The organism is Pantoea sp. RG18, from assembly GCF_025910075.1.
GTDB lineage: Bacteria > Pseudomonadota > Gammaproteobacteria > Enterobacterales > Enterobacteriaceae > Pantoea > Pantoea agglomerans.
Genome location: NZ_JAPCIL010000017.1, coordinates 72,749 through 88,305 on the forward strand (window position 1 = coordinate 72,749; position 15,557 = coordinate 88,305).

Consider the following 15,557-nt stretch of genomic DNA (forward strand, 5'->3'; position numbering starts at 1 on the left):
AGGACGTATCGATGGGGAATGAAGGCGTAATTGCCGTAGAAAAAGCGCTGGCGCTGCTGGATTGTTTCAAGCCTGGTGAGGAATCACTGACGCTGACCGCGCTGGCGCAGCTTTCCGGGTACCATAAAACGACAGTTTATCGTCTGATGAACTCACTTGAGCGCATGAACTATGTCATTCGTCGCGACAATGGCGTTTATACCCTGGGGCCAAGACTGCTTTATCTGGGCAAGCTCTATGAACAATCCTTTCATCTGGCCAGTATCGTTCAGCCTGAACTTCACGCACTGGCGACTGCGACAGGCGAAAGCGCCACATGGTATGTAATTGAAAACGGTCAACGACTCTGTCTTTTCAGAGCGGAGCCCTCTGAAGGACTGCGTGAAACACGTCTGCCCGGCACTTATCTGCCGCTGGATAATTCCGCCATCGGGCAGGTGCTTCGTTACTGGGGGCTGAATGAACCTCTGTTTGACTCTGTACCTGAACTCCCGTTGTTCACGTCAGGTATTCGCGATCCGCATATCGCGGCATTCTCCGTACCGGTGTTTGGTGAAGGTAACAAACTGCTCGCGGCGCTGGCATTAACCGGTCCGGCTTCACGCCTGACGCAGTCGATGCGCGACAGTGAGATGGGAAAACTGATGAAAGAGGCAGCGTGCAGGCTTTCGGTAAAATCAGGCGCACATAAAGTGATGTGTGATAACGTTTATAAAATTTAGTCGTGTTGCCTGGCTGTGACCGGGATTTATTAGCTGCTGCATCCATGCTGCGTTTAACGCTCTGCGGGTGGGAACCGATTGATTTCCGCTAAATGACTAACAGCACGCTGGCGTGCCTGATTATGGGATCATGAAAGCCTCCGCGCCTTAAGTTGAGGCGAAAGATCACTCCACCTCTGACATCTCTTGCTAAGCCCTCTTTGTGCGAGGCTTTTTACACCCGGATTTTACATCAGGTGTTAAAAGGCTCGCTGCCTCATGAAAATTTCCCCGCTTAAATACTTCAACATGAATTCCCTTCATGTTCGTTGAAATTTAATCACTTTTTTTCAACCGGGTGTTGAGGCATAAAGTAAGAATTGTTAATAACTTTGAGTCATATGAATAGTTGTAAAGGGATAGCCACACTGGATAACCCTTAAAAGCAACAACGCATATCAGCGACCAGGATACCCGATAGCGATGAACAACTTAGCCTTTACCCTTAAGCGCATTCGTTTCGACGAAAACTATAATCCTTCGAAAAATACGCGGGCGACGACTAACTTCGCTAATTTAGCGCGCGGCGAAAAACGTCAGGAAAACCTGCACAACGCCCTGGTGATGATCGACAATCGTTTCAACTCTCTGGCGCACTGGGACAATCCAAAGGGCGACCGCTACTCAGTTGAACTTGAGATTATTTCTGCTGAGCTGAATCTTCGTCCCGGAAGCAGCGACGAATCGTTCCCGGCGATTGAGATTTTAAAAACGCATATCGTGGATCATAAAACCGGTCAGCGCACCGAGGGGATTGTCGGCAATAACTTCTCTTCCTATGTGCGTGATTATGATTTCAGCGTTGTTCTGTCAGAACATAACAAAGGTCAGACTGAATTCAGCCTGCCGGATGATTTTGGTCAGCTGCATGGCAACATTTTCAAAAGTTTCGTGAACTCAGCGGTCTATAAAGAGAACTTCAGTAAATCGCCGGTTATCTGCCTGAGTGTATCGAGCAAAAACACCTACGTGCGCACCGGTAATCAGCATCCGGTATTGGGCATTGAATATCAGCAGGATGAACCTTCCCTGACTGACTTCTATTTCGGAAAAATGGGTCTGAAAGTGCGTTTCTTCATGCCGCAGGGCAGTGTTGCGCCGCTGGCTTTCTATTTCCACGGTGACCTGCTCAGCGATTACACCAATCTCGAGCTGATCAGCACCATCAGCACCATGGAAACTTTCCAGAAGATCTATCGCCCTGAAATTTACAACGCGAATTCTGCTGCGGGACAGTGCTATCAACCCACGCTGCAGCATCAGGATTATTCGTTAACCCGGATTGTTTACGATCGCGAAGAACGCAGCCGCCTGGCCGTCGAACAGGGTAAGTTTACTGAGACGCATTTTATTAAGCCGAATCAGACACTTCTCGCGCAATGGTCTGCTGAATTCGTTCTTTGATTAATTAAATATAGAAGGTCACCTGCTATGAAAACCTTATTACCGACATCTACTGCTGGCAGCTTGCCTAAACCCTCCTGGATTGCGCAGCCAGAGGTGCTCTGGTCACCCTGGAAACTGCAGGATGAAGAGTTAGTTGACGGCAAAAGAGATGCGTTGCGTCTGTGTCTGGACGATCAGGTTCGGGCCGGTATTGATATCGTCAGTGATGGCGAGCAGACCCGTCAGCACTTCGTGACGACTTTTATTGAACACCTCAGCGGTGTGGATTTTGAAAAGCGTGAAGTGGTTCGAATCCGTAATCGCTATGATGCGAGCGTCCCGACCGTGGTGGGTGAAGTCTCACGTCAGAAACCCGTATTTGTTGAAGATGCGAAAATCCTGCGTAAGCTGACCGATCGTCCTATTAAGTGGGCGTTGCCGGGTCCGATGACGATGATCGATACCCTTTATGACAATCACTATAAAAGTCGCGAAAAACTGGCCTGGGAATTCGCAAAGATTCTGAATCAGGAAGCCAAAGAATTAGAAGCCGCTGGCGTGGATATTATTCAGTTTGATGAACCTGCGTTTAACGTCTTTTTCGACGAAGTGAATGACTGGGGCATCGCCGCGTTAGAGCGCGCCATCGAAGGTCTGAAGTGTGAAACCGCGGTTCATATCTGCTACGGCTACGGCATTAAAGCGAATACAGACTGGAAGAAAACTCTGGGTACAGAGTGGCGTCAGTACGAAGAGGTCTTCCCTAAATTACAGCGTTCGGCTATCGATATTGTCTCACTGGAGTGTCAGAACTCGCGGGTTCCGATGGATCTGATCGAGCTGATTCGCGGTAAGAAAGTGATGGTCGGTGCCATCGACGTGGCAACCCATACCATTGAGACACCTGAAGAAGTGGCGAATACGCTGCGCAAAGCGCTGCAGTTTGTGGATGCTGAAAATCTCTATCCTTCAACCAACTGCGGCATGATTCCACTGCCGCGTGAGGTTGCCAATGGCAAACTGCATGCGTTAAGTGCGGGCGCTGAGATTGTCCGCAGAGAGATTCTGGGGAAATAATCTTTCCCTGAGCAGATTCAGTCCGGCTGGCGATTTGATTTCTGAAAGCGATCGATAGCCGGACTGAGTGACAATCATCCCTCTGCCAATGGTCGATTTACTCAGGGATTTATGCCGTCTGCCTGCTCAGGCAGGCCGGAGTACGATAACGGCATATCGACAGCCCTGAGTCGTTTTATTTCTGAACACGCAATCAGCCGGATCGCCCAGTTCCAGACAGTCGCCAGCAGCCATTTCATAGGTGCTGGAACCTGCTTCAAAAGTCAGTGTCCCTTCAATTACCCATATCAGCTGGCGTCTTGAAACATAGGAGATTGCCGGCATCGGCACAGCGGTATTTGCCGGCAGTTCGACACTGACCAGATCGACCGGCATCTCGCCCGGTGAAACGTGGCGACGCAGATAGCCGGTTTCCGGATCCTGCCACACCGGCTGATTTTCATGCCTGACCAGCGTCCCGGTTTGCACTTCAGTCTGAGCAAGCAGCTGTGAGATAGTCATATCAAACGAGCCTGAGAGGCGCGCTAACAAAACCGCCGTCGGGCTGCTCTCCCCACGCTCAATCTTATGGATCATTGCCCGTGAAACGCCTGAGTTATCAGCCAGCTCGGTAAGTGACCAGCCGCGTTTTTCCCTTTCCTCTTTTACCTTCTGACCGATGCGGATGTTCAGGCTGTCTTCTTTGCTGGACATTTTATCTAACATAATGGATAACTATCATAGTGAACAATTCATCTACTTTAGTGAGTGAGCAAAGGGGTGTCCACCATGATTATCCGTGCGGCTGTAGAAAGCGATGCTGAAATCATCGCAGAGATTTATAACGATGCGGTGCTTAACACCACAGCCATCTGGAATGAAAATCGTATTGATGTGGCTAACCGCATCGCGTGGATAAACAGCCGCCAGCAGGCCGGTTTTCCTGTGATTGTGGCGACAGACGACAATGATGATACCGTGCTGGGATATGCCTCTTATGGTGACTGGCGTCCATGGGACGGATATCGTCATACGGTTGAGCATTCGGTTTATGTTCATAAAGATGCACGAGGTAAAGGCGCGGGTGCCGCCCTGATGCAGGGGCTTATCCAGCTTGCTCGCGAAGCCGGGAAGCACGTTATGGTGGCGGCGATTGAATCGGAAAATGCAGCATCCATAGCCCTGCATAAAAAACTGGGATTTATTGAGTCTGGCAGAATGACGGAGGTTGGAACTAAGTTTGGACGCTGGCTGGATTTGACATTTTTGCAGCTGCGTCTGGATGACCGTAAACGACCCTGAGTTGTCCCTTAAAGCGAATCCTTTGATGATACTTCCGGCAGGATGCCGATCCCCGCAGAAGAAAGCTATCTCTGGAAAACGTTTGATTGCGCAGATCGTTTAAAGCGAGAAACGAAGCCGCAGCGAACCAGGAGATAGCAAATTTGCACGTCAGCCGATATAACAGATAAATAACAACCCATCGCAGAGGACATCATGGCGCTTTCGCACGAATTAATCCTGATCTTCACCACCTACTTTGTCGCTACAGCCAGTCCCGGGCCAAGTAATATGGCGATAATGGGAACGGCAATGAAAAAGGGCAGAGGTGCCGCACTGGCGCTGGCTGCGGGTGTCGTGAGTGGTTCGATGCTCTGGGCGCTGCTGGCCGCCTGCGGTGTGCTGACTGTGCTGGCCACCTTCGCTCAGTTGCTGATCGTGTTAAAAATTGGCGGAGGGTTATATCTGTTATGGCTGGCGTTTAAAGCCGGCAAATCTGCGTTACGCCGCACTGAGGCCAGCGATTTTAAAGCCAGCGATGAGCGGGTCGCGTATGGCAGACTGTTTCGTCAGGGTATCCTGATGCATATCGGCAATCCCAAAGCGATTCTTACCTGGGTGGCCATTATGTCGTTTGCACTGAAGCCGGATGTGGTCGCCGCCACGCTGCCGATAATCATCTGCGGCTGTGCGGTGATTTGCGTGGTTGTGTTCGGCGGTTATGCTCTGCTGTTCTCAACCGCCATGATGGGCGCATTCTACCGTCGCATTCGTCGCGGACTCGATGCGCTATTAGCCTGCTGCTTTGCGCTGGCAGGGCTGAAACTGGTATTCAGCCGCAGTTAGTACTGATGAAGGTGTACGAGGGGTTATCCGCTTCTGGCTCAAATCCGCAAAAGATCATGCAATGAGCCGGAGCGGCATTAAAATGACAGGGTTGCGGTAGCGCTTCAGCAGCCCCTTACTTAAACACCACTATGATCAGGCAAGTAGTCAGACAAACCAGGAATCTGAGTGAACAGGATGATGAAATGAAAGGCGCATGTCTGTGTGAAACCGTTGTTTTCGAAATATCAGTAACCCCCACGCGCTATTACCGTTGTCACTGTTCTTTGTGCAGAAAACAGAGCGGAACCGGCTATAACCTGGCAACGATCGTAAAAGAGAGTGACTTCAGCTGGATTTCTGGTGAGAGCCAGATCGCGTCATGGCGCAAACCCACAGGTTATCGCAACGATTTTTGCGCCAGCTGTGGCTCCACAGTGCCTAACCGGTTGCGTGGCAGGCCTTATATCTGGCTTCCGGTTGGTTTACTCAGTGAGCCTGCCGATATGCAGTGCACTGGTGATTATTGTACTGATGACGCCATGCCCTGGGACACAATCCCTTCCGAGACAAATCATGCCGGGCCGGTAGAATCGCTGGACTCTCTTCTGACAAGCTTAATGCTTTTTGATTGAGGGCAGTGGTGCTTCTTTGTTATTCAAAAAGGGTTACTGAGTCAGAGCGACCCTATTAACGGAAAACAGACGTTATTCCGGCAGCCTGTATTCATCGATCATTATTCGTTAGCTGTAATCCCCAGTAGTCAGAACAGGCTTTAACATCGCGGGGAGAAGGAAGCAGAAGTTTTGGCAGTCTGACCTGGTCGTAAAGCTTTTTATGGCGCTTTCGATTCTGCGGGGCAGTACGGATAATATATTTCAGCATCTCCAGGTTCATCTGCTCTCTGCCCATCCCCAGACCGCCAATACGCGGCGTGGATGAGTAACATCTGCGAATGTACCGCAGCAGTGCCACTGTCACTTTTACATCCAGCAGAATTAAGCCTGTGGCACGAGCGAATCGTTCTTCAATACATTTGGTGTAATTACCCTCCATCACCCATCTTTCCTGACTCACCGCCTCAGCATGCAAACGAAGAAATTCTGCCGGTGCTCTGGGCATCCATTGACTGTCCGGAATATGGTGAAGCTGGTCCAGATGAACCGCGGGTAGATCTGTTTTGCGAGCAATGGCTTCAGCTAAGGTCGATTTTCCGCTGTTCGAGGGACCCATAATACAAATGCGTGGCCCAAGCGCGTCTAATGGAAGTGCACTATTCACAACGTCTCCTCTGAATTAACCCTGTCTGAAATGGATAAATGCGTACTGCTCTGAAACTTTCCTGTGCATTCCGTAAAGTCTGAAACGCTGCCGGGACCCGTTGGCTGGTCAGCCTGGGGATTCTGAACCTTTTCTGGATCAAAGTCAGGCCGCAGCGGCGATGATAGCCAGACTTGCCCTGAGCCGTCTTAACCCAGGCAGCAATAAGATTTCGGTAAAGATTGGTTACATTTTGCCGATAAATTGTTCAACCAATCAAACCGTAGAGGGCATTATGGGGTTAATCAATGGCGTGACAACAGAGGTGGCAAGAGGATATTTAGCCACGCTCACCGTAACAAACAGATCTGAGAACACGAGTAAAGAAACTATTACCGGAAAAGAATTACCTGCCAGTGTGGTGGTGATCTCACCCGAGGCAAGAGCGCGCCTGGTGCAGGCTATCGCTGAGCCCATTACGGCAGAGCAGCAGGCGAAAAATTCAGAGGAACTGGCAAAGACAAAGTCATCCGGTCAGGGACCGTCCGTTAACCTTGGATATGCATTATTCAACGATCCCTACACCAGCTGGGACGCCAGAACATTTACTCCGCTTCTGAGTATGACGGCTGCTAATACGCAGACCGCTATGGATGAGTTTGCCGCTGCACTCCATGAGGTGCTGGCTGAAGGCCAGGTGGGCCGTAATCAGTATGATAATTCGGATACCTCGGAAGCCATGGCGCTGACCCTGACGCAGTCTAAGCTCCATAAACTGATAGAAAAATATGTCTCCGGCGATAACCAGAAGCAGGCGAATGACATTGCTGATGAGATGATAAGCGTCAAAGTCGCCATTCGTGAACGTCAGACGTTGCTGGGAGCACAGGATACGCTGGCGTTAGCCATACGTCATGGAACACGCGACATGCAGGAGAGCGCACGTGACTATCTCAGCCAGGTTAAGAGCGCAACCGCACGGCCACAGGTGGAGCTGGCCGGGATGATGGAAGCCATGAAGTCGGGCCGTGATATGGACTCTGTCTTCAGCACCTTTGCCGATTTGATTCGTGCCACGCCGAATCCTGACAACAAAGCACAGCCCTCCATTGATGGCGCACTCAGTCAACTGGAGGTTTATCGCCAGCAGTGGCAGGCGTTCACTGAAAAATACGCTTCTTAATGTTCTTATGATCCTGCAGGCAGCACCTCCGTCCCGGCGAAGCAATTTGCCTGAAAGCGGCGTCTGCAGGATCTCCTCCTGACGTTACGCAGTCAGGCGCTGCGATGAGGGACTGTTAATCCCACGCGCTGTCACCACTCCACCCAGAAAGTGACCCTCTGCCAGAAACCACCGATACCGCCCTGGACAAAAAGCACAGATTACACATTTACAAATTTAAATGTGTAAATATAATGTCGCCTCTTCACACATCAGAGGACTTTTTGTCATGCCGTCACTTTTTACCCCCTTGAATCTGGGCGACCTTCAGCTTCGTAACCGCATTGTACTGCCGCCGCTGACGCGCTGCCGCAGTGAACAACCGGGCAACATTCCCGGCGAGATGATGGTGGAGTATTACCGCCAGCGTTCCAGCGCGGGGCTGATGATCACCGAAGGCACCCAGATTGAGCCTCGCGGGCAGGGCTATGCATGGACGCCGGGGATCCACAGCGAAGCGCAGATCGCCGGCTGGAAAAAGGTTACAGAGGCAGTACATCAGCAAGGGGCCACGATTTTCTGCCAGCTCTGGCATGTTGGCCGCGTGTCGCATAATGAACTGCAGCCGGGCAAGCAGGCACCCGTTGCCCCTTCAGCCATCGCAGCCGATAACGTTCGGGTATTTATTGAAACCGGACCCGGCGCCGGCATATTGACCGCACCCAGCGAGCCACGCGCACTGACTACATCGGAAGTTAAAGAGATCGTAGAGCTTTACCGACGCGCGGCGGAGAATGCCAAAGCGGCCGGTTTCGACGGTGTGGAACTGCATTCCGCCAACGGGTATCTGATTAACCAGTTTATTTCTGAGCACACCAACTTCCGTACGGATGAATATGGCGGATCTGCTGAGAATCGTCTGCGCTTCCTGCGAGAAGTCGTTGAGGCGGTCAGCTCGGTATTTGGCAGCCACCGCGTTGGCGTCAGATTTGCGCCTCTGTTTACCAGTACCGACGAAGAGCGCGTCTATCTCGGCCTGGTTGAAAGTGATCCACATGCGACCTACATCCGCGCAGGAGCCCTGCTGAACGAGCTGGAAGTTGGCTATCTCTCCATTGCCGAAGCCGACTGGGACAACAGCCCGGAGATGCCAGAGAGCTTCCGTGTCGCGCTGCGGGAAACATTCCGCTCTCCGATCATCTATTCGGGTCGCTACACGGCTGAAAAAGCGCAGCATGTGCTGGAAAAAGGCTGGGGCGATCTGTTTGGTTTTGGCCGCTCATTTATCGCTAATCCCGATCTGCCCGCGCGGATTAAATCAGGATATCCGCTGAATGAGGTCGATCACGCCTCCCTGTATGGCGGCACTGAGAAAGGCTATACTGACTATCCATTTTATCCATCCTGATATTCTGTGAGGCGGCATGTCCCCCGAAAATGCCCTGAAGTTACTGTCCAACCCGACCAGAGTGGCAGTGCTGAAGTGGCTTAAAAATCCTGACGAAGCGTTTGCGGGCTATACCCAGCTCTATCCCTTCGATCAGTATGGCGTCTGTGCCAGCCTCATACAGGACAAGGCGGGCTTATCACAGCCCGCCACCTCGTTATGCCTGAAAGCACTTCACAATGCAGGGCTGGTTGAAGCCAGCAAAGTCGGAAAATGGACTTACTATCGCCGCGCCGAACCGCGCATTCGTGAAATAACCGATGCGGTAACCCAATCGCTGCAGGCGCTTTAAAAGCGACGGCGTACAGGGTAATGTAGATGTCAGCACCATCCTTCTGAGGGTGACTTCACCGAACGCATTGACTCAGGGTCAGAAAATGTTTATGTCAGTTCTGTCTTTCACAACCGTCACCACCACCGCCTCTGGCGGCGGCGTGAGCGACTCTGTGACTGGCACCTGACACAACAGATTCTCACTCCCCGCCGAACCGGACGGGGAGCTGTTCTCCGTTCTTAAAAACTGAATGGAGACAGGTCATGGTTACATCTGAAAGTGCACTTTTAATTATCGACATGCAGCAGGGCCTTTTTAATGGTCCCGAGGCTCCCTTCGCCGCAAATTCGATCTTGTCGAACATCTCACTTCTCATTACTAAAGCCCGGGCTTCTGCCGTCCCCCTCTTTTTCGCACGACATATCGGCCCGGATGATTCCCCTTTTAACGAGCAAAGCCCGCTGACGCGCCTGATCCCGGAATTGCAGGCTAACCCGCAGAGTGATGTCGTCTTCACCAAAAGATATCCCAGCTGTTTCAGGGATACTGGCCTGCAGCTTCAGCTGAGGCAAAAGGGCATTAAGCAACTGGTGATTGCGGGGATGAAAACGGAGTTCTGCGTTGATACTACCTGTCGGGCAGCCCCGGAGCTGGGTTTTAACGTCGTACTGATTTCCGATGCGCACACCACCGTCGATAATCCCCACCTCTCTGCGGAGAAGATTATTGCGCATCACAACCAGACGCTGGCGGGCCCCTTTGTGACGCTGGCAACCGCAACTGACTGGCATTTCGGTTCTGCCGGTTAAGTCCGATTTTCTTACCCGGTTCTATGCAGTCTGCTTGACGAAGCTGTCTGCTTAACTTACAACTAAATCCGTCAGGGGAGTCTCGCCAGAGAGACTGAGAGGCTAATAGCGCACCGCGCGGCTTAGCGACCCTTAGAACCTGACCCAGTTGATACTGGCGTAGGAAGACGGGTATCTCATCAGATACTTGCCGCAGGGGCGCATTCGCAACGTTCCTGCCTTTTCCCTCTGTATCACGGGTCTTCGTTAACGGATAACGAGGCCAAATTGAAATATCTCATCCTGAATCTTTCTTTTCCTGTCCGGTGGACACCATGAGCCGCTGGTCGGTGCTCGGCAGCGGCGTTGCCGGGCTTTGTGTCGCCACGCTGCTGCTGGAGCGGGGAGAAACGGTCGAAGTTATTACTCAGCCTGACTGCCGTGCGGCCTCGCACTGGGCGGGCGGCATGCTCGCGCCCTGGTGTGAAGCAGAAAGCGCACCGCCACAGGTGATCGAATGGGGCCAGCACGCGGCCAGATGGTGGGCGAAACGCGTTGATGGCGTGGAACAGCAGGGCACGCTGGTGGTTGCTCCGCCGCGTGACAGCCGCGAACTCACGCGCTTCGCCAGTATGACGCAGCAGCATCAGTGGGTCTCTCCCGGTGACATCGAACCCGCGCTGGAAAACCGCTTTGCCCGCGGCCTGTTTTTCGCCGCAGAGGCGCATCTCGATCCGCGCCGCGCCTTGCAGCAACTGCGCGACAAACTGCAACAGGCTGGCGTCCCCGTTCACAGTGGTAAACCCGGCGGCAAAATCATCGACTGCCGTGGCATCCACGCCACCGATCGGCAGCCAGCCCTGCGCGCCGTGCGGGGCGAAATGGTGATCCTGCACACACCCGACGTACAACTCTCCCGTCCTGTCCGGCTGCTGCACCCGCGCTTTCCCTGCTATCTGGTGCCGCGTGCCGGAGGCCACTTCATGCTGGGTGCCACTATGGTGGAAAGCCACGACAGCAGCCCGATCAGCGCCCGGGCGATGATGGAATTGCTCAGCGCCGCTTACAGCCTGCATCCGGCACTGGCCGAAGCGCGGATCGTGGAGAGCGGCACCGGTCTGCGTCCTGCTTACCGGCAGAACCTGCCGGAAGTCCGCTACGAAAATGGGCGTTTCTCACTTAACGGCCTCTACCGCCACGGCTTTTTGCTGGCCCCGATCATGGCTGAAAAACTTATGCTGCAACTGACTCAGGAGATGACTCATGCGCGTTGAACTGAATGGACGCACGATTGAAACCAGCGCAACGACGCTGGCGGAGCTTATGGCGGAGCAGCAGATCGATCCGCGGACCGTCGCCACCGCGCTGAACGGGGAGTTTGTACCGCGTAGCCGCTATGCCAGCCAGCAACTTGAGGCGGGCAACCAGCTCGAAATCCTGTCACCGATGCAGGGAGGTTAACCATGTTCTATCAATTTACTCCGCAATCCCGATTTCTGCTCGGCACGGCCGGTTATCCGTCACCGGACATTCTGCATCAGGCGATCAACGCGTCAGGCGCGGAGATTATTACCGTCAGCCTGCGACGGGAAGGCAGTGAAGGCGGCGCTTTCCGCACGCTGCTGCAACAGCTCAACAAACGTATTCTGCCGAATACGGCGGGCTGCCACACGGTGAAAGAGGCGGTGACGACGGCGCAGATGGCGCGTGAACTGTTCGACACACCGTGGATCAAGCTGGAGGTGATTGGCCATGCCGACACGCTGCAGCCCGATCCTTTTGCCCTGGTTGAGGCCGCACGGATTCTCTGCGCTGACGGGTTCCAGGTGTTTCCCTACACTACGGAAGATCTGATTGTCGGCGAAAAATTGCTGGAAGCGGGCTGTGAAGTGCTGATGCCCTGGGGCGCGCCGATCGGCTCCGGCCAGGGACTGCGTAATATCGAGGGACTGCGCGCTATGCGTGCGTGGTTTAAAGATGTGCCGCTGATTATTGATGCGGGCATTGGCGCGCCTGGCCAGGCGGCTCAGGCAATGGAGATGGGTTTCGATGGCGTGCTGCTCAACACGGCGGTGGCAAAAGCGCGCGATCCGGTGCGTATGGCTGGAGCCTTTGCTGCTGCAATCCACGGCGGACACGAGGCGTTTCAGGCGGGATTGATGGAGCAGCGCGACATGGCGTCTGCTTCTACGCCTATTTTTGGTCTGGCACAATTCAGTTAAGGAGCAGCGATGGAGCGTTATCAGCGACAGTCGATGTTGCCTGAGATTGGTGAAGCGGGGCAGCAGCGGCTGAGCAGGGCAAGGGTGCTGGTGGTGGGGGCGGGCGGGCTTAGTGCAATGCTGCTGCCGTTACTGGCAGGCGCGGGTGTGGGATTTATCCGTCTTTACGATGGCGATCGGGTTGAACTGCACAACCTCCACCGGCAGACGCTGTTTGGCGTCGACGATGTGGGTCAGCAGAAAGTATTTTGCGCTCAGCGTGCGCTGGCGCAGCGCAATCCTGACTGTCGCGTTGAGGCGCATCCTCACGCGCTAAGCGCCAGTCAACTGCCGCAGGCGCTGGAGGGGATCGATCTGGTGGTGGACGCGGCGGATAACTTCGCTATTACTTATCAGCTCTCCGATGCCTGTTATCCGGCAGGCCTGCCGCTGATCTGCGCCTCGGTGCTGGGACGCAAAGGCTATGTTGGCGGATTCTGTGGCGGTGCTCCTGGCTATCGCGCGCTGTTCCCGCAGCTGCCCACGGCCTCGGGTAACTGCAATACGGCAGGCGTAATGGGACCGGCGGTAGCGACGCTGGGCGCAATGCAGGCGCAGATGGCGCTGAGCGTATTGTTAAAACTGACGCCATCGCCGCTCGGCTGCATGATCCACTGTAACTTTGTTGACTGGCATATCAGGCAGTTTCGTTTTGATGACGCACCTGAACCTGACGCGCCCGGCACGCCCTTTATCGATCGGGCCATGCTGATGGAGGATGATTGCATAGTGGAGTTGCGCAGCCTGGAAGAGGCACCGGTCAGTGTGGCCGAGCGGGTGGTGCGAATTCTGCCGCAGCAGATAGCGGCCTGGCAACCGCCGGTCAATCAGCGTGTGGTTCTGGTGTGTGCCAGTGGCATGCGCGCAGCCCAGGCGGCTGAGAACCTTGCCGCGCGCGGGATTGCGCGGCTTGCGCTGGTGGCGGCAAACACGCTGTAGCGTGCCGGTTTAGACCACCTCGACCAGCTGGAACGTCTCGAAGATCAGCTCCATTTCGCTGTGAAAATAGCCTTCACGCTCGAAGTAGCGCTGATGTTCCTGACGCCAGTGGTCGAGGCTCAGATCGCCTTCACCCTCCAGCATCGCCATCTCTGGCGTGACGCGATCAAAGCGCGTCAGGAACAAGCCGGTGGTGCGGATCACGCAGACGGGCTGCTGTTCGCCGTTGAGAACAATGCTGTAACCGCCCGGTTGAGGCAATGCTTCCTGATCCTGCCAGCTCCGCAACGACCCGCAGGTAGCCACTTTCTTACCGGCAATAATCAGCGTTGCGAGCTCGCTGGCTAATTCCGGGGAGTCACCAAATGCATCTGTGAAGGCACCCGGATATTTGTCCTGCAGTTGTTGCAGCGTCATCGTCATCAGCAAATCCTCAATGAATTAGGCGTGCGGGCCCGGCGTAACGTCAGGTTATCGCCATGCAGGCCAGCGGTGCCGTTAAGATGAACAGCAGCAGCGGCTTTATTCCCACCGTCTGCTGCTGATAGCGGTACAGCTTACCCGGCCTCCACATGGGAAAACAGGCTTAATTATCAGGATATTGAGTTTGAGCGTGAGTGGGGTCGCAAAGGAGAGACTCAGTCTGGCGCGGCCAGGCACAGCCGCGCACTAAGATTAACGAATCAGAAAGCTTGCCCAGTGCGCTATATCGTCACCGCTGCTGATTTCGGGCTGTACCAGACCGTTTACCATAAAGGTCGGTGAAACGTGAATGCCATTCTGGCGGGCATATTTGCAGTGCCATTTAATGGCGTTCTGCAGGTCGGGCTGATCAAACGCGGCGCTGGCATCTACGCCGCTGACCTCTTTCAGGCGGGCGAGAATTTGATTCGGCGTGGCATCGCGGTTCGGACCGGTACAGTGATCGGTGAACTCAAACTCTTCACGATGATCGGCCACCGCCTGCATCACCTTTTTCGCGGCCTCTTTGCTTTCGCAGGCGGCGGCAAGGATATAGCGCACTATCAGCCCGGAATAGAGGTGCCACGGCTGTGATTGCAGACGGATCTTCAGGGTGATGTTCTCTTCACCCGCGTGCGCCAGTAACGCGTCGAATTTATTGAAGGCGCGCACCGAAAAAGGACAGGTGGGTTCCAGAAAGACTTCAAAGATCTCAGGGCCGTGGCCCCATACCAGTACATCAGCGTGCTGACTCATCGACAACTCCTTGAACATTAACGAGACGGGAAACCTGTTTACCCTGGCAAATCCCTCTGACATCAGCCAGTTAAGAATCAGCCGCAATTGTTACAAAAAACAGCAATCAGCTGATGAGTCGCGTGTAATACGCGACAGACAGGTCCATTAGTCGTTAGAATTGCCAACTTTGGCATTTTCAACTGCTGGCACGGCGTAGCCGCCCACGAACAGCTATAGTTGTCAGCAGTGTGCAATCTTTTGCAGGATACAGCCATTTAAGCTGCTTCACTGCTGTTTGTTTGCCCGGAGCTGATAAGCGTTAGAAGAGGTTAATTTTGCATACCGATCTCACCTGGAAAACTCTCCATCACGTCATCAATCAGACGATCTCTGACATGCTTGACGAGCAGCAGACCATTGATGTGTTATCACTGCGCGCCCGGCTGCATGAACTGGCTGAAAAAGAGGAGGATGAGGTCATGCTGCTCTGTTACTGGCAGGCGAGCAAAATTCTGATGCGCTTACCCACGACCGTCACCGCCAGTCAGTTAATGACCGCGGCACGCCACGCTTTTCGCACTCCCATAGGTCACGATTTGCTTTGAGCTGACTGGCTCGCGGCATCAGTGAAAATCACGCAAGTCGAAAACCTGGTGTGGCTGATGATGTAAAACCCGAGGTGAGCCGCTGCTAATCACCGCTGAGAATTTCCGGCACTGCATAATTTTCACGGCGGCCAACTTATATATTCGCATTCTGGAATGAATATATATTTAAGGTTTATATTAAGTGCCTTCTTAGTGAAAATATTTTTTTCAATAAATAATCTTTTTACCTTCTTAAAGTGATGTAGATCAAGGAAGGCTACTAATGTATATCTTCTATGTAAGAACCTAAACGTCTTGTTTAATTTTTAT

19 protein-coding genes and 1 riboswitch are annotated in these 15,557 nt (G+C 53.4%); of the genes, 15 read left to right on the plus strand and 4 right to left on the minus strand.

Going from position 1 to position 15,557, the window contains the following annotated elements; translation table 11 throughout:
• Window positions 1–11 precede the first annotated feature (11 nt).
• The 3 genes from OK409_RS19245 (at window position 12) to OK409_RS19255 (ending at window position 3,224) form a co-directional block, all read left to right on the plus strand.
• On the plus strand, window positions 12–722 hold the full coding sequence (locus tag OK409_RS19245) for an IclR family transcriptional regulator (RefSeq protein WP_033760141.1): 711 nt from the start codon (window positions 12–14) through the stop codon (window positions 720–722).
• Between the two features lie 462 nt (window positions 723–1,184).
• The gene (locus OK409_RS19250; RefSeq protein WP_064690709.1) at window positions 1,185–2,165 is read left to right on the plus strand and encodes a DUF1852 domain-containing protein; all 981 of its coding nucleotides are present in this window, start codon (window positions 1,185–1,187) and stop codon (window positions 2,163–2,165) included.
• A 27-nt stretch (window positions 2,166–2,192) separates the two neighbouring features.
• Complete coding sequence (locus OK409_RS19255) at window positions 2,193–3,224, plus strand: methionine synthase (RefSeq protein WP_264367336.1); 1,032 nt, start codon at window positions 2,193–2,195, stop codon at window positions 3,222–3,224.
• Between the two features lie 126 nt (window positions 3,225–3,350).
• On the opposite strand, the gene OK409_RS19260 is transcribed toward OK409_RS19255, so the two are convergent.
• Complete coding sequence (locus tag OK409_RS19260; RefSeq protein WP_060679018.1) at window positions 3,351–3,929, minus strand: helix-turn-helix domain-containing protein; 579 nt, start codon at window positions 3,927–3,929, stop codon at window positions 3,351–3,353.
• Window positions 3,930–3,992: 63 nt separating this feature from the next.
• Here OK409_RS19260 and OK409_RS19265 point away from each other — a divergent pair, with 63 nt between their 5' ends.
• The 3 genes from OK409_RS19265 (at window position 3,993) to OK409_RS19275 (ending at window position 5,944) form a co-directional block, all read left to right on the plus strand.
• A complete protein-coding gene (locus OK409_RS19265) occupies window positions 3,993–4,505 on the plus strand; it encodes a GNAT family N-acetyltransferase (RefSeq protein ID WP_157353366.1) in 513 nt (170 codons plus the stop codon).
• 195 nt (window positions 4,506–4,700) lie between these two features.
• A complete protein-coding gene (locus OK409_RS19270; protein WP_010247507.1) occupies window positions 4,701–5,330 on the plus strand; it encodes a LysE family translocator in 630 nt (209 codons plus the stop codon).
• 185 nt (window positions 5,331–5,515) lie between these two features.
• Window positions 5,516–5,944, plus strand: a complete 429-nt coding sequence (locus tag OK409_RS19275; RefSeq protein ID WP_264367337.1) for a GFA family protein — start codon at window positions 5,516–5,518, stop codon at window positions 5,942–5,944.
• A gap of 91 nt (window positions 5,945–6,035) precedes the next feature.
• Here the strand turns inward: OK409_RS19275 and OK409_RS19280 are convergent, their stop codons facing one another.
• Window positions 6,036–6,590, minus strand: coding sequence for an AAA family ATPase (locus OK409_RS19280; RefSeq protein ID WP_264367338.1), 555 nt, complete (start codon window positions 6,588–6,590; stop codon window positions 6,036–6,038).
• A gap of 433 nt (window positions 6,591–7,023) precedes the next feature.
• On the opposite strand from OK409_RS19280, the gene OK409_RS19285 reads away from it, so the two are divergent.
• The 8 genes from OK409_RS19285 (at window position 7,024) to OK409_RS19320 (ending at window position 13,440) form a co-directional block, all read left to right on the plus strand.
• Window positions 7,024–7,752: a hypothetical protein gene (locus tag OK409_RS19285; protein ID WP_235330832.1), complete on the plus strand. Its 729-nt coding sequence runs from the start codon at window positions 7,024–7,026 to the stop codon at window positions 7,750–7,752.
• 268 nt (window positions 7,753–8,020) lie between these two features.
• Window positions 8,021–9,139, plus strand: coding sequence for an alkene reductase (locus OK409_RS19290; protein WP_264367339.1), 1,119 nt, complete (start codon window positions 8,021–8,023; stop codon window positions 9,137–9,139).
• Between the two features lie 16 nt (window positions 9,140–9,155).
• Window positions 9,156–9,470 carry an ArsR/SmtB family transcription factor gene (locus tag OK409_RS19295; protein ID WP_010247494.1) on the plus strand — a complete coding sequence of 105 codons (315 nt, stop codon included), beginning with the start codon at window positions 9,156–9,158 and terminating at the stop codon, window positions 9,468–9,470.
• A 245-nt stretch (window positions 9,471–9,715) separates the two neighbouring features.
• Window positions 9,716–10,261, plus strand: a complete 546-nt coding sequence (locus OK409_RS19300; protein WP_050679421.1) for a cysteine hydrolase family protein — start codon at window positions 9,716–9,718, stop codon at window positions 10,259–10,261.
• Between the two features lie 63 nt (window positions 10,262–10,324).
• A riboswitch (TPP riboswitch) is annotated at window positions 10,325–10,444 on the plus strand.
• 131 nt (window positions 10,445–10,575) lie between these two features.
• The gene (locus tag OK409_RS19305) at window positions 10,576–11,514 is read left to right on the plus strand and encodes an FAD-dependent oxidoreductase (RefSeq protein ID WP_264367340.1); all 939 of its coding nucleotides are present in this window, start codon (window positions 10,576–10,578) and stop codon (window positions 11,512–11,514) included.
• A complete protein-coding gene (thiS, locus tag OK409_RS19310; protein WP_033760164.1) occupies window positions 11,504–11,701 on the plus strand; it encodes a sulfur carrier protein ThiS in 198 nt (65 codons plus the stop codon). Before OK409_RS19305 ends, thiS begins: the two co-directional genes overlap by 11 nt.
• Window positions 11,702–11,703: 2 nt before the next feature.
• Window positions 11,704–12,462: a thiazole synthase gene (locus OK409_RS19315; RefSeq protein ID WP_010247482.1), complete on the plus strand. Its 759-nt coding sequence runs from the start codon at window positions 11,704–11,706 to the stop codon at window positions 12,460–12,462.
• A 9-nt stretch (window positions 12,463–12,471) separates the two neighbouring features.
• Window positions 12,472–13,440, plus strand: a complete 969-nt coding sequence (locus OK409_RS19320; RefSeq protein WP_264367341.1) for a HesA/MoeB/ThiF family protein — start codon at window positions 12,472–12,474, stop codon at window positions 13,438–13,440.
• A gap of 9 nt (window positions 13,441–13,449) precedes the next feature.
• On the opposite strand, the gene OK409_RS19325 is transcribed toward OK409_RS19320, so the two are convergent.
• Window positions 13,450–13,863 (minus strand): ASCH domain-containing protein, encoded by a 414-nt coding sequence (locus OK409_RS19325; RefSeq protein ID WP_010247476.1) that lies wholly within the window; start codon window positions 13,861–13,863, stop codon window positions 13,450–13,452.
• A 252-nt stretch (window positions 13,864–14,115) separates the two neighbouring features.
• The gene (locus OK409_RS19330; protein WP_010247473.1) at window positions 14,116–14,658 is read right to left on the minus strand and encodes a DsbA family protein; all 543 of its coding nucleotides are present in this window, start codon (window positions 14,656–14,658) and stop codon (window positions 14,116–14,118) included.
• A gap of 317 nt (window positions 14,659–14,975) precedes the next feature.
• Here OK409_RS19330 and OK409_RS19335 point away from each other — a divergent pair, with 317 nt between their 5' ends.
• Window positions 14,976–15,245, plus strand: coding sequence for a hypothetical protein (locus OK409_RS19335; protein WP_031593389.1), 270 nt, complete (start codon window positions 14,976–14,978; stop codon window positions 15,243–15,245).
• Window positions 15,246–15,557 lie beyond the last annotated feature (312 nt).

Bases quoted from the DNA above. Each gene is read 5' to 3' on its own strand.
- OK409_RS19300 (WP_050679421.1), top strand. From the start codon at position 9,716: ATGGTTACATCTGAAAGTGCACTTTTAATTATCGACATGCAGCAGGGC.
- OK409_RS19270 (WP_010247507.1), top strand. From the start codon at position 4,701: ATGGCGCTTTCGCACGAATTAATCCTGATCTTCACCACCTACTTTGTC.
- OK409_RS19295 (WP_010247494.1), top strand. From the start codon at position 9,156: ATGTCCCCCGAAAATGCCCTGAAGTTACTGTCCAACCCGACCAGAGTG.
- OK409_RS19260 (WP_060679018.1), bottom strand. From the start codon at position 3,929: ATGTTAGATAAAATGTCCAGCAAAGAAGACAGCCTGAACATCCGCATC.
- OK409_RS19305 (WP_264367340.1), top strand. From the start codon at position 10,576: ATGAGCCGCTGGTCGGTGCTCGGCAGCGGCGTTGCCGGGCTTTGTGTC.
- OK409_RS19325 (WP_010247476.1), bottom strand. From the start codon at position 13,863: ATGACGATGACGCTGCAACAACTGCAGGACAAATATCCGGGTGCCTTC.
- OK409_RS19330 (WP_010247473.1), bottom strand. From the start codon at position 14,658: ATGAGTCAGCACGCTGATGTACTGGTATGGGGCCACGGCCCTGAGATC.
- OK409_RS19245 (WP_033760141.1), top strand. From the start codon at position 12: ATGGGGAATGAAGGCGTAATTGCCGTAGAAAAAGCGCTGGCGCTGCTG.
- OK409_RS19315 (WP_010247482.1), top strand. From the start codon at position 11,704: ATGTTCTATCAATTTACTCCGCAATCCCGATTTCTGCTCGGCACGGCC.
- OK409_RS19320 (WP_264367341.1), top strand. From the start codon at position 12,472: ATGGAGCGTTATCAGCGACAGTCGATGTTGCCTGAGATTGGTGAAGCG.
- OK409_RS19250 (WP_064690709.1), top strand. From the start codon at position 1,185: ATGAACAACTTAGCCTTTACCCTTAAGCGCATTCGTTTCGACGAAAAC.
- OK409_RS19275 (WP_264367337.1), top strand. From the start codon at position 5,516: ATGAAAGGCGCATGTCTGTGTGAAACCGTTGTTTTCGAAATATCAGTA.
- OK409_RS19290 (WP_264367339.1), top strand. From the start codon at position 8,021: ATGCCGTCACTTTTTACCCCCTTGAATCTGGGCGACCTTCAGCTTCGT.
- OK409_RS19265 (WP_157353366.1), top strand. From the start codon at position 3,993: ATGATTATCCGTGCGGCTGTAGAAAGCGATGCTGAAATCATCGCAGAG.
- OK409_RS19255 (WP_264367336.1), top strand. From the start codon at position 2,193: ATGAAAACCTTATTACCGACATCTACTGCTGGCAGCTTGCCTAAACCC.
- thiS (WP_033760164.1), top strand. From the start codon at position 11,504: ATGCGCGTTGAACTGAATGGACGCACGATTGAAACCAGCGCAACGACG.